The following is a 13,214-nucleotide window of genomic DNA, read 5'->3' as shown; positions in this document are numbered from 1 at the left end:
TTCACCTACCCGCGCATAGAATTAGCCAGGCCAAGCATTTGGTCACTGGAGGAAAGTGCCCGTGAGACAAGCTGATAGGTGCGCTGAATCTGCATCATTTCCGTTATTTCCTTGCTGAGGTCAACGTTGGACTGTTCCAGATATCCGGAACGCACTCCTACTGCCGAGGCTTCACCCGGTGCTCTTTGGAGAAAGGCCTGCTGCGCTGTGACTCCGTCAGCAAGCACGTAAAAATTTCCGTCGACTGCCTGCATCGCACTCTTGCTTAGCGGCTCTACAATCATGATTGTACCCGCTACCCGGGCCGGCGCATTCTCGCTGGTCTTCGTGAGCACCCGGCCGCGCTCATCAATAGCGGCACTTACATTCGCAGGTACTGTTAAAGGGTTGCCATCAGTATTCAATACAGGATTGCCTGTATTATCTACCAACATCATATTATCAGGGTTGGAGGCATCCGGTGTAAAATGAAAATCCCCTTGACGTGTATAAGCGGTAGCTCCATTCACCTGAACCCCAAATAACCCGTTACCTTGCAGCGCCAGATCCGTCGGATTCCCAGTTTCTTGAAGCGGACCCTCTTCCCAGTTGGTCTTAACCTCAGGCACACGGACCCCAAAGCCGATATTGAAGCCAAGCGGCATGCTGCGGCCGGGCTGATCGTAGTCTTTGGACTGCTGCTGAACACGGGTCAGAACGTCCTCAAACGAACCTTCTTTGCTCTTATAGCCATTGGTACTCATATTAGCAAAGTTATCCGCGATAATATCCAGACGCTGCTGAAGGCTGGACATCGAGACAGAAGCGCTGATTGACGAATTGTTCATGGATTAATCCCCCTCTATACTCTACCGACTTCATTGACGGTCTTCTGCAGACTGGTGTCGTAGAATTGAATGACTTTCTGGTTCGCCTCATACGCCCGGTATGCAGCATTCATATCAACCGTTACCTGGGTAGGGTCCACATTGGAATTCTCCAAATATCTCTGGCGCACCTGCAGGTTATCTCCTGCGTTAGCATAGCGGATTTCCGCAGCCTCAATATCATCCGCATGGAAGACACCGTTACCGTCGCGCACTAGTTCCTGCGGTCTCGTGATTACACTTACACCAATTTTGGTTCCGGAAGGAAGCCCTGTAGCCGTATTGATCAGATTGCCCTGCCCGTCCACTTTAAGATTATCCTGCGGGCCTGTCAAGACCAGCGGGTTGCCGTTAGCATCTAGAACATTAAAACCTCCGGCGCTGAGCACCTGTCCGGTCGCGCTAACGCTGAAGCTTCCGTTACGTGTATATAAATTATTGCCTTCGTTATCTTGAACAGTGAAAAATGCCTGCGGCCGGTAGATAACCTCGCCTTCAGGAGTTACATATTTGCCCGACCCGTCAAAAGCTATGTTGTCTCCGGTAGCAGGGTCCGTGACCTGTAAGTCAGTAGACAAGGCAAAGTCAATCGACTTTCCGCTTTCAATCAGATCGCCCTGCAAATATTGGGAAACAGATTGTTCTGCAAAAACCCCTGTGTTGAGGCGGCCTACCGGCTTCGTGGTGCCACCACTCATGGCTGAAATCAATACATCAGGAAAGGCATGGCTGACACTATCGACCTGCTTGTACCCCGTTGTATTCAAATTGGCAATGTTTTGTACCGCCGTATCATGTCTGCGCTGCTGCGTGACCATCCCGGCAGCGGCCGTATATAATCCTCTAATCATGAGGGCAATTCCCCTTCCTGAATCTGCTATTACCCTTTATTATCGGCAGCTTAGAACTTTTTCTTAACAACCTTGTCTAAATGATCCAGCATAATCCCCGTTCCCTTGACCACACAGTGCATCGGATCTTCCGCAATCCAGACAGGAACATGCAGCTGCTCCGAGAGCAGCTCGTCCAGCCCGTTAAGCAGTGCGCCGCCGCCGGTCAGTACAACCCCACGGTCAATAATATCGGCCGACAGCTCCGGCGGTGTACGCTCGAGCACTGATTTTGCCGCAGCGACAATAGAGGAAACCGGATCCCATAATGCTTCTTTAACCTCACCGGAGTTAATGGTCAGTGTTTGTGGAAGTCCGCTCACCATATCCCGGCCGCGAATATCCATTTCGGCCTGCATCCCGCCTGGCCGGACTGTTCCGATGGTGACCTTAATATCCTCAGCCGTGCGCTCACCAATGAGCAGTTTATATTTCTGTTTGATATATTTTAAAATGGCATCGTCGAACTTGTCCCCTGCGATTTTGATGGAGGAGGCGGTCACGACGTCGCCCATAGACAGGACAGCTACATCCGTCGTTCCGCCGCCGATATCGACGACCATATTTCCGCTTGGTTGATAAATATCCATACCCGCTCCAATTGCCGCGGCCTTGGGTTCTTCTTCCATATATACATCCTTGGCCCCGCTGCGTTCCGCCGCTTCACGGATCGATTTCTGCTCAACTGATGTAATATTCGTGGGGGCACAGATCAAAATGCGGGGCTTAGCGTACCAAGTACGGCCGCCAACGCGGTCGATGAAATATTTCAACATCATTTCTGTAACGGCAAAATCAGCAATAACGCCGTCCCTAAGGGGACGAATGGTTGTAATGTTGCCAGGTGTCCGTCCTACCATGCGACGAGCCTGTTCACCTACCGCAAGGACTTTCTTCGTATCACTTTCAAGTGTGACCACGGAGGGTTCATCTAGAACGACTCCCCTCCCTTTAACATGAATGAGCACATTGGCCGTGCCGAGATCGATTCCGATATCCTTGCTAAGCATAATGAAAGAGCCCCCAAAGTGTTATTTTAAATGAGATTTATTAGTGAGTACCAAATTTAAAAATACCATACTTTAGGGGATATACACAATGTAGTAAAAGCGAATTATTGCTTAAAATTCCGAAAATATCATGGCTTTGCGGCTACGGCAACCTCACGTTTTTTACCGGTCGTTTTCTTATATTTAATTTTTGTGGCTTCTCCCCCCCGCAAATGACGGATTGATTTGTGATATTCGAGAATGTGCTTCACCTGATCGGCCAAATCAGGGTTGATCTCCGGCAAACGCTCGGTTAAGTCTTTATGCACCGTGCTTTTTGAAACGCCAAATTCCTTGGCAATGGTCCGGACTGTATGCCTGGTTTCCACGATGCAGCGTCCGATTTTGATCGTACGTTCTTTGATGTAATCGTGCACGCTCCCGCCTCCCAACTGTGGATAGTTTGGTACATTATATGAGGGGCGGGCCTATATATTCGCGCTTTCAGGGGATGACAAGCCCTGGAAGGCTCATTTTATTTCCTGGACAACCGTAAGAAGGGCCTATTTCGGCGGAAAACAGCTTACTTCTGTCCTGCTAAGTTTCGCTGGACGTTGCAACAAAAAAACAGGAGGCATTCGCCTCCTGTCTAAAAGTTATGCTTAACGCTGCGGCAGCAGATCCGAAGGATTGACTACCTTGCCATCCTCGTACACTTCAAAGTGCACATGGTTGCCAAGATTTTTCTCAATTTCACTGCGTCCGGCTGTTGCCAGCGTGTCGCCTTGCTTCACTTCATCGCCTTGCTTCACTTTGGTGTCGCCGAGGCTCTGATATACTGTCTTCAGATTGTTCGGATGGGTAATCTCTACAACCTTGCCGAACACTGCAACATCTTCAACCCGTGTTACTTCACCGCTAAGCGCTGCCTTGACATCAAACGTCTTGTTGTCCTCACGTGCGATGTCGATTCCGACATTCGGCACGAAGGTGTCATTGTACTGCACCATAGCCGCTACATGGTTCTCTTCTGTCCCATTCTCGTCATAGAACGGTTTTACCACTTCCACTTCTCCGGGACTGGCTACAGGCCAGGTCAGAGTTTCTGCCGAAGCGACAACTTCCAGAGCCTCAGGGTCGTTTGCTGCACCGGCTTCTTTGCTGGGTTTAGCGGCATCCTGTGAAACGACTGCGTTGGTGTCGGAGTTCAGCGGCTTCTGGCCGGCATCCTGATAGACCCACACCAAGGTTAGTATAATAGCCGCTGCCGCCGTGTAGACTGCCGGGAATACCCACCGTTTGGAGAACAGCCTGTTCCATGAAGAAGGCTTAGCGCCTGAATCTCCCTGCTTGTTTTTGAGAGATTCATCATGGGTTGATTTGTTTTTTTCTTGTTCATTCATATGTTTATCACCTCAGTAACCAGTGTTACCGGGCGCTTCGCTTTTATACGTATCTTTCAAGTTATTTTTTCAGAAGAGTTGAGACTTGAACAAAAGAGACACCGCTGTAATAGTGTTTGAGAATTTGTGTCGCTGTGCTGCCTTCCTTGGCCATGCCGTTAGCTCCCCACTGGCTCATGCCGACTCCGTGTCCATTCCCGTAAGTTGTGATTAGAATCTCGCTGCCCTTTCGCTTCCAGGTAAACTGGCTGGAGCGCAGCCCCAGCTTCTCGCGCACCTCCCGTCCGGTAAATACGGTTCCTCCAATCGAGATTTCCTTGACCCGGTGTCCCGCAGTCAGAGACAGTACTTTCACAGGCATCTGTGCAGAGGAAGAGGAGACCGGCTTCGCCCCTCCGAAAGCTGCAAGATCCTTGGAAGCAGGTAAAACCTTGGCGCTTAACCCCAGCTTGCCTATCAGCTCTGAAATACTAAAGGTATAGGTTACCGCGAGATTCGGTGTAATCTCCTGCTCCCAGGGGCTGGCTACACTGCGCAAATAAGGCACGGCGGCATTCCAGTAGTCTTCCGAATTTTCCGTATAGCCTCCGCTGGAGGCGAAAAAGGAGGCGGTGATCGGCTGCCCCTTATAGGTCATAATGACGCCGCGCGTTTCGCGGACCGCGCGACGGAGTTTGGCCAGCCCGGCGCTTTTGCCGCCGCGCACCCAATCCCGTTCCAGCGCCGCCTGCGAGACGTAAGCCTGATGGCTTACTGTATCGGTCACATCCGCGCCCGGAACGGGCACGCCACTGCTGTCGCCGGCCACCAGGCGGCGCATAATGAACGTGCGGGCGGCCACGGCCTGTGCTTTGAGCGCTTCGAGCTCAAAGTCCGCCGGCATCTCGGCCGCCAGCACGCCGCTGACGTACTCCTCCAGCGGCAGGGTCTCTATTTGTCCGCTCTGCGACAAATAGACATGCACTTCCGGCTGCGGGGCCTCCCTAGCAGCCGTCTCAGGCGGCACAGGCCGTTCCGTGGCCTGTGGCACGGCCTTAGGCGCTGGCTGCCCGCCTCCGCGCAGCGGGACAATCGCCAGCGGCAGCAGCAGCGCCGCCAGCAGCGGCGCTGCGAGCCAGGCGGCCGGGGCCAGCCGCCGGATACGGGGCGCTCCGCGCCGGGTGCGTGCGTAACGGCGTTTGAATTTGCGCCGCAGGTAGTGGAAATCTTTCATCTCTATGGCTCCTTCCGTAAGTCACCGGTGATTCTTATAGATATGAGTTTTCCACAACTGCTAGAACGCTATTCTGAGAGTGAGAGAATCAAATTGCCGTGAAGTTAGCAAAATTCCCAATCGGCAAAAAAAAGACCGCACCGCAAATGCGGAGCAGCCTATTTCATTTATATTATTTACGATTATACCCAGGTTGGCTGAATCTGAAAGCGCGGCTTCAGTTCATCGCTTTTGTACGATTCGCTTTTGGCAGCTTCCGGTTTGGCAATTTCTTCTTTGGATGCCGCTACAGCCGGCTCTTCCATGGAAATCCGCCAAATGTCTGCACCAAGTCCCGACAGCTTCTCAGCCAGATTCACATACCCGCGGTCAATGTGATGCGTACCGCTCACTTCCGTAGTCCCTTCGGCAACAAGTCCCGCCAAAATAAGCGCAGCGCCTGCACGCAGGTCCGTAGCGCACACTTTAGCGCCGACAAGCTGAGCGTTGCCGGTCACAATCGCCGAACGGCCCTCAATCTTGATCTCGGCGTTCATGTTGTGGAATTCATCTACATGCATAAACCGGTTCTCGAAAACAGTCTCTGTTACGACACTGGTACCTACGGAGCGAAGCAGCAGCGCCATCATTTGCGACTGCATATCGGTAGGGAAACCCGGATACGGCAATGTCTTCAGATCAACAGCCTTCAGTGGTTTATCGCTGATGACGCGCACGCCATTCTCATCAGGAATGATCGTAACGCCCATTTCCTCCATCTTGGCAATAACAGGTCCGAGATGATCGGCAATCGCACCTTCAACGTATACATCCCCGCCCGTGATCGCTGCAGCTGCCATGTAGGTACCTGCTTCAATCCGGTCAGGAATCACATGATGTTTTACGCCGTGAAGCCGTTCTACGCCCTCAATACGAATGACGCCGGTCCCAGCTCCACGTACAATGCCGCCCATTCCGTTCAGGTAGTTGGCCAAATCAACAATTTCCGGCTCTTTCGCGGCATTCTCAATCACAGTCACGCCTTCGGCGAGTGCTGCGGCCATCATTATATTTTCAGTCGCACCCACGCTGGCCACATCCAGATACACCTTGGCTCCACGCAGTCGACCGTTTGATTTCGCTTCAATGTAGCCTTGGCCCAAGCTAATCTCGGCACCAAGCGCTTCAAATCCCTTCAGATGCTGGTCAATCGGCCTTGTACCGATGGCACAGCCGCCGGGCAGAGAAATGCGTGTATGACCCATACGGGACAATAAAGGGCCCATTACCAAAAAAGAAGCCCGCATTTTCCGCACCCATTCATAAGGCGCTTCACAGGAAGTGATGCTTCTAGCATCAACCTCGATGATATCGTTCTGGTATGTAACACCTGCACCCAGAGATTCCAGCACTTTGCTGATAGTCATTACATCGTCTAGCGGAGGTGCGTCCACAATGACGCTAACTCCTTCTTCTGCCAATAGAGAGGCGGCTATGATCGGTAGTACGGAATTTTTTGCGCCGCTTACTTTCACGCTCCCGGTCAATCTGTTGCCACCGCGGACGATAAATTTGCTCATTTCGGTTTCCCTCCGCGTCCATATTTCTGAAATAATTTTGAATTTAAGATTCATTTGTTAAATACCGGATATTCCGTCTGTGCGCCCGATGTGCGGGCACGTTCCTTAAACTTCAGTGTTGACATAATAAAACCTTATTATTCGACACCTTTTTCGCATCCATAGACCTATACAGATATAACCAAACCCACTTGCATTAAAACACATTGCGAAGCAGCCCGCTCCAGCCCAGGTAATCCAGCAGAAACCCAGCCACGAAATGACCGAGGACGATAGCCAGCAACAGATGGAGCAGTCTTCCTTGAGGGCTCTTGGGATATCTTATGACCAAATCGAGCTTAAGGTTCTGAAGTGCCCACCAAGATAATACGACACAGAGCAAAGAAACGATCATTGAAACCAAACCGCTGGTACCGATCGCGCTGGATAAATCATCGTAGATCATTTGTTCCATGTTACCTCCCGTGTGAATGTTACTTGGAAATCGACTCTTATATCATACTTGCGCAGATGAAAAGAATCCAGTACTTTTACGAATTTTTAAACATTTCGCCCATTAAGCCCCAGGTTCATGACAATATGTTCATTTCTTACAGGTTTTTTATTCCAAAAAAAATGCAGCCAAGCTATAGGCTTGACTGCATTTGGTGCTACTGTTGTCCTTTTCCGGTGGACACTTTAATCCGTGTAACGGCGCGTTGCAGCGCCAGCTCCGCACGGCGGTGATCAATCTCATCCTGTTTGCTGCGGGTCTGAAGACGGCGTTGGGCCCGTTCTTTAGCCGCTTCGGCGCGTTCAACATCGATATCCTTAGGCAGCTCGGCACTTTCAGCCAGAACTGTCACCTTGTCTTTATGCACTTCTACGAACCCGCCATGAACGGCGATAGTGACGGAAACACCGTCCGATTTTACAGTGAGCGGAGCAACCTGAAGTGGAGTCACAAGCGGAATGTGTCCCGGCAAAATGCCCAGCTCGCCATTGACTCCCCGTACTGTCAGGCTGTTAACCTGTTTGGAGTAGACAAGACGCTCCGGCGTGACAATTTCCAACAAAAAGGTATTCACTTCCATTCCTCCTCAAAGCTTTACCCAGTAAAGCTCGCATCGAAAGCATGATCTAAAGCTCAGAATTACATGGATTTCGCTTTTTCGACCGCTTCTTCAATCGTACCTACAAACAGGAAAGCTGCCTCCGGAAGATCATCGTGCTTGCCTTCCAGAATCTCTTTGAAACTGCGAACAGTTTCTTTGATTGGCACATATTTGCCTTTAAAGCCGGTAAACTGCTCTGCCACGTGGAAAGGCTGGGACAGGAAGCGTTCAACTTTACGGGCACGGGCTACAATAACCTTGTCTTCCTCACTCAGCTCATCCATCCCCAGGATGGCAATGATGTCCTGAAGCTCGGTGTAGCGCTGCAGCAATTGCTTAACGCCTTGTGCGACGTTGTAATGCTCTTCGCCGACAATTTCGGGAGCCAGCATACGCGAACTGGAAGCCAGTGGATCCACCGCAGGGAAAATCCCCTTCTCGGAGATTTTACGCTCCAGGTTGGTCGTTGCATCCAAGTGGGCAAATGCCGTTGCCGGAGCCGGGTCAGTGTAATCGTCCGCCGGTACGTAGATCGCTTGAATGGAGGTAACGGAGCCTTTTTTGGTGGAAGTGATGCGCTCCTGCAATTGGCCCATTTCTGTTGCCAGCGTTGGCTGGTAACCTACCGCTGAAGGCATACGGCCGAGCAGTGCCGATACTTCGGAACCTGCTTGGGTAAAGCGGAATATATTATCGATAAAGAGCAACGTATCGCGGCCTTCCACATCACGGAAATACTCCGCCATGGTCAGACCGGTCAAGGCTACACGAAGACGTGCGCCCGGCGGCTCATTCATTTGTCCAAACACCATGGCCGTCTTCTTGATAACGCCAGAGTCGGTCATTTCATGATAAAGGTCATTACCTTCACGGGTCCGTTCACCAACACCGGCAAATACAGAAATACCGCCGTGCTCTTGAGCGATGTTGTTGATCAGTTCCTGGATAGTTACCGTTTTACCTACACCGGCACCGCCGAAGAGGCCGATTTTACCGCCTTTGGCGTATGGGGCCAGCAGGTCGATAACCTTGATCCCGGTTTCCAGAATTTCCGCTTGGGTCGACAGTTCATCATAAGTCGGGGCAAGACGGTGAATCGGATTCTTCTCTGCGACAACCTCAGCACCGTTATCAATAGGGTTGCCAAGTACATTAAATACCCGGCCGAGTGTAGCTGCGCCAACGGGAACCGAAATCGGTTCACCCTGGTCAATCGCGTCCAATCCGCGAACCAGACCGTCCGTGGACGACATGGCGATACAACGGACCAGATTGTCACCCAGGTGATTGGAAACTTCAAGCGTCAGATCAATAATGCGGCCGTTCTCCAAGCTGGTTTCAATCTTGATAGCGTTGAAAATCTTGGGCAACTGGCCGCGTTCGAATTCAATATCAACAACCGGACCCATAATGCTTACAACGCGTCCTTTGTTCATCTTCATTTCCCTCCTCGAAAGCTGTTACATTGAGAAGAAACGGCGTGCTGTTTTCAGGAGACTATGCCCCTGAAGCGAGCGGTACGTTGTATCGCTCTACGGCACCCGTTTCTTATAGATCAAGACTGCGCATTTGCTCCGGCAACGATCTCAGTAATTTCCTGCGTAATCGCGGCCTGACGGGCACGGTTGTACGTAAGTCTAAGGTCTCCGATCATTTTCGACGCGTTCTTAGTGGCACTGCCCATCGCTGTCATCTTCGCACCCAGCTCACTGGCTTTACCGTCCAGAATTGCGCTATAAATCAAAGTTTCGGCATATTTCGGAAGCAGCACTTGCAGTACGCCTTCCGGGGATGGTTCGTATTCATAGGCTGCACTTGCGCCTGTGTGCTCCTCACCCACTGCATCCATTGGGAGCAGACGGTCAACGGTTGGCACTTGGCTGATGGCATTCACAAACCGGTTATAGCAGATATAAAGCTCATCATATACACCTGTCTCAAACTGCTGAACCGCCGAGTAGGCGATCGACTTAATATCAGAGAATTTCGGTGTATCGGACAGCTCGGTAACTTCCTCTACAATCGGGTATTCACGGCGCCGCAAGAAATCACGGCCCTTACGGCCGATGACGAAAAGCGCATATTCGTCCTTGGAACTATGCCGCTCTGCCAGAAGCATCGTCACTTTACGCAGGATATTGGCATTGTATCCACCCGCGAGACCTCTATCGGAAGTAACAATAATATAGGCGGTCTTCTTCACGGGACGGCTGACCAGCATCGGATGCTGCAAGTCCTGTGTACCGGCAGCAATACTCGATACGACCTCTTTCAGCTTCTGTGAGTACGGACGGGCAGCTTCCGCTTTCTCCTGCGCTTTGCGCAGCTTGGAGGCGGCTACCATCTCCATTGCTTTAGTGATCTGTCTGGTGTTTTGAACGCTCTTGATTTGACGTTTAATATCACGCATACTTCTTGCCATGATTTCACCACCTTAAAGCTTTGACGAAGTCAAAGCTGACCTCGTAAGCATAACTGAGCTTTGAAGAAGTCAAAGCTAACTTCGTAAGCATATATCAGAGCTTCGGCAGAGCCAAAGCCCGTTTCAAAGCATGGGTAGACAGTTATTTGCGATTAGCTGGTCGCGAAGCCTCTTTTGAACTTCTCGATCGCTTCTTTCAGTGCTGTCTCGTTGTCTGCCGTCAAATCCTTCGTATCAGTGATGGATTTGATAATGCCGGCAGCGCTGCTCTCGACGAACGCCAGGAATTCCTTCTCGAAGCGTTTTACGTCTTTAACAGGAATATCATCCAGGTGGCCTTTAACAGCGGTATACAAGCTGAGCACCTGATGCTCAACAGACAACGGCTGGTTTACGCCCTGTTTCAGAATCTCCATCATACGGGCACCACGGTTCAGACGGGCTTGCGTAGACTTATCGAGATCGGAACCAAACTGGGAGAATGCCTGAAGTTCGCGGTATTGGGCCAGATCCAGACGGAGTGAGCCGGCAACCTTCTTCATAGCTTTGATCTGCGCTGATCCCCCTACACGGGATACAGAGATACCGACGTTGATCGCCGGACGCTGACCGGAGTTGAACAGGTCAGATTCAAGGAAGATTTGGCCGTCTGTAATCGAAATTACATTCGTAGGAATGTAGGCCGAAACGTCAGAGGCTTGAGTTTCAATGAAAGGCAGTGCGGTTAATGAACCACCACCCAGCTCATCGCTGAGCTTAGCCGCACGTTCCAAAAGACGGGAGTGCAGATAGAAAACGTCACCTGGGAATGCTTCGCGGCCTGGTGGACGACGGAGCAGCAGGGACAATTCGCGGTAAGCGGAGGCTTGCTTCGAAAGGTCATCATAAATGACAAGGACATGCTCACCTTTGTACATGAAGTACTCGCCCATTGCACAACCTGAGTATGGAGCGATATACAGCAGTGGGGACGGCTCGGAGGCCGACGCAGTTACAATAATTGTATACTCCAAAGCACCATGGCGGCGGAGTGTTTCTACAACCTGCGCCACTGTGGATTGTTTTTGACCAATGGCAACATAGATACATTTCATACCGTTGCCCTTTTGGTTGATGATTGCATCAATTGCGATAGCTGTTTTACCGGTTTGACGGTCACCAATGATGAGCTCGCGTTGTCCGCGGCCAATCGGCACCATCGCGTCAATCGCTTTAAGACCGGTCTGCATCGGTTCATGAACAGATTTACGGTCGATAACACCCGGCGCATTGTTCTCTACCGGACGGAATTCTGTCGTATCAATCGGACCTTTGCCGTCCAGCGGCTGGCCGAGGGCATTCACTACACGTCCCAGAAGGGCTTCGCCCACCGGTACCTGCATAATTTGTCCCGTACGTTTAACTTGATCGCCTTCACGAATCTCCGTATACTCACCCAGAATAACAACACCGACGTTGCTTTCTTCCAGATTGAGCGCCATGCCCACTACTCCGTTGGAGAACTCCAGCAACTCGCCTGCCATTGCGTTTTCCAGACCGTAGACACGGGCGATACCGTCTCCGACTTGAATGACGGTGCCAATTTCGGCCACTTCGATATCGGCTTTATATTGCTCAATTTGACTTTTGATCAAAGTGCTGATCTCTTCAGGTCTGATGCCCAATATCCTCACCCCTATCTTCTATGCTTATCGTTAAAAGATTTCTCGAGACGCTCCAGTTTGCCGGACAAGCTGCCGTCATACAGCGTATCGCCGATTACGACCTTAAGTCCGCCCAGCAGGCTCTTGTCCACGAGATTCGTAACACGAATCTTGCGTTTAGTAAGCTCGCTGAATTCTGCGGCCACAGTATCCTGCTCATCTTGATTAAGCGCATAAGCAGAGTACACAGTAGCATCGCCGATACCGAGGGCGTCTCCTTCAATTTTGATGTATGTTTCCAGCAGCTCAGCAAAAATATCGGTTCTGCCCCGCTCAACCAGCAATTCCACCATGTTCATCACCGTTGGAGAGAGCTTATCCTGAAATGCTGTGCGAAGCACCTTCAGCTTGTCGGACTTTGAGATGCGCGGTGCATGAATGAACCGTTTCACCTCTTGATCGAGATGCAGTACCTCGACTACTGTCTTCAGCTGTTCTTCCACTTCAAGCGTAATGCCTTTCTCCACCGCTGCACCGTACAATGCTCTGGCGTAGCGCCCAGCAACTACCGTATCGCGGCTCATGAGCGGCCTCCTACCTCTTTGAGGTATTGATCGACAAGCTGTTCCTGCTCGCCGTCAGCCTTGACTTCTTTTTCAAGCAGCTTGGAAGCAATGCGGACCGAAGCCGTTCCAAGCTCGCTGCGCAGGGCTTCCACAGCCTTGTTCTTTTCGTTGGAAATATCGCGGACAGCCTCGTCCTTAAGACGTGCAGCCTCAGCTTTAGCTTGATCCATAAGCCGGTCTGCCTGATTGCTGCTTGTGGCCTGGGATTGTTGAATGATCTGTTGTGCCTCTTGACGTGCCTGCTGCAGAGCCTGCTTCTGTTCTTCTACATAAGCGACCGCCTGCTCTCTGGTCTTAGCTGCTTCATCCATCTGCTGCATCACCAGTTCACGGCGTTTCTCCATAACTGCGAATAATTTGCTGAATGCAAATTTACTGAGCAGGAAGTAGAGAATTACAAATGCGGCAATTGAAAAAACTATATTCGTCCAAACTATAGTCACTGTGGTCACTCCTTTCCGTTACCGCGGTGTGCGGACATATACAAAAGTAAGGCGCGGATGGCACTT

General features: G+C 51.1%; 14 protein-coding genes. All 14 read right to left on the bottom strand.

What is annotated here, in order from left to right:
- Positions 1-5: 5 nt before the first annotated feature.
- Positions 6-827, bottom strand: a complete 822-nt coding sequence (locus AC3WT9_RS27290; RefSeq protein ID WP_341096803.1) for a flagellar hook-basal body protein — start codon at positions 825-827, stop codon at positions 6-8.
- Between the two features lie 14 nt (positions 828-841).
- On the bottom strand, positions 842-1,717 hold the full coding sequence (locus AC3WT9_RS27285; protein WP_341096804.1) for a flagellar hook-basal body protein: 876 nt from the start codon (positions 1,715-1,717) through the stop codon (positions 842-844).
- Positions 1,718-1,767: 50 nt separating this feature from the next.
- The gene (locus AC3WT9_RS27280; protein ID WP_341096806.1) at positions 1,768-2,766 is read right to left on the bottom strand and encodes a rod shape-determining protein; all 999 of its coding nucleotides are present in this window, start codon (positions 2,764-2,766) and stop codon (positions 1,768-1,770) included.
- 128 nt (positions 2,767-2,894) lie between these two features.
- A complete protein-coding gene (gene spoIIID / locus AC3WT9_RS27275) occupies positions 2,895-3,182 on the bottom strand; it encodes a sporulation transcriptional regulator SpoIIID (RefSeq protein ID WP_038597396.1) in 288 nt (95 codons plus the stop codon).
- Between the two features lie 225 nt (positions 3,183-3,407).
- Positions 3,408-4,148: a stage II sporulation protein SpoIIQ gene (gene spoIIQ, locus AC3WT9_RS27270; RefSeq protein ID WP_038597399.1), complete on the bottom strand. Its 741-nt coding sequence runs from the start codon at positions 4,146-4,148 to the stop codon at positions 3,408-3,410.
- Between the two features lie 61 nt (positions 4,149-4,209).
- Positions 4,210-5,361, bottom strand: a complete 1,152-nt coding sequence (spoIID, locus tag AC3WT9_RS27265) for a stage II sporulation protein D (RefSeq protein WP_341096807.1) — start codon at positions 5,359-5,361, stop codon at positions 4,210-4,212.
- A gap of 182 nt (positions 5,362-5,543) precedes the next feature.
- The gene (gene murA, locus AC3WT9_RS27260; protein WP_341096809.1) at positions 5,544-6,920 is read right to left on the bottom strand and encodes a UDP-N-acetylglucosamine 1-carboxyvinyltransferase; all 1,377 of its coding nucleotides are present in this window, start codon (positions 6,918-6,920) and stop codon (positions 5,544-5,546) included.
- A 196-nt stretch (positions 6,921-7,116) separates the two neighbouring features.
- Complete coding sequence (locus AC3WT9_RS27255; protein WP_038597407.1) at positions 7,117-7,374, bottom strand: DUF1146 family protein; 258 nt, start codon at positions 7,372-7,374, stop codon at positions 7,117-7,119.
- A 196-nt stretch (positions 7,375-7,570) separates the two neighbouring features.
- Entirely contained in the window at positions 7,571-7,987 is a 417-nt protein-coding gene (locus AC3WT9_RS27250) for a F0F1 ATP synthase subunit epsilon (RefSeq protein WP_038597409.1), read from the bottom strand.
- A 65-nt stretch (positions 7,988-8,052) separates the two neighbouring features.
- Positions 8,053-9,450, bottom strand: a complete 1,398-nt coding sequence (gene atpD / locus AC3WT9_RS27245) for a F0F1 ATP synthase subunit beta (protein WP_341096812.1) — start codon at positions 9,448-9,450, stop codon at positions 8,053-8,055.
- 119 nt (positions 9,451-9,569) lie between these two features.
- A complete protein-coding gene (atpG, locus tag AC3WT9_RS27240) occupies positions 9,570-10,436 on the bottom strand; it encodes an ATP synthase F1 subunit gamma (protein WP_038597413.1) in 867 nt (288 codons plus the stop codon).
- A 152-nt stretch (positions 10,437-10,588) separates the two neighbouring features.
- On the bottom strand, positions 10,589-12,100 hold the full coding sequence (gene atpA, locus AC3WT9_RS27235; protein WP_341096814.1) for a F0F1 ATP synthase subunit alpha: 1,512 nt from the start codon (positions 12,098-12,100) through the stop codon (positions 10,589-10,591).
- Positions 12,101-12,111: 11 nt separating this feature from the next.
- Positions 12,112-12,663 carry a F0F1 ATP synthase subunit delta gene (locus tag AC3WT9_RS27230; RefSeq protein WP_341380016.1) on the bottom strand — a complete coding sequence of 184 codons (552 nt, stop codon included), beginning with the start codon at positions 12,661-12,663 and terminating at the stop codon, positions 12,112-12,114.
- The gene (atpF, locus tag AC3WT9_RS27225) at positions 12,660-13,148 is read right to left on the bottom strand and encodes a F0F1 ATP synthase subunit B (RefSeq protein WP_038597421.1); all 489 of its coding nucleotides are present in this window, start codon (positions 13,146-13,148) and stop codon (positions 12,660-12,662) included. Before atpF ends, AC3WT9_RS27230 begins: the two co-directional genes overlap by 4 nt.
- Positions 13,149-13,214: the final 66 nt, after the last annotated feature.

It is taken from the genome of Paenibacillus sp. EB106-06-01-XG199, assembly GCF_058791575.1.
The sequence above is the reverse complement of the archived record's forward strand: the minus strand, read 5'-3'. Positions and strand labels throughout refer to the sequence as shown.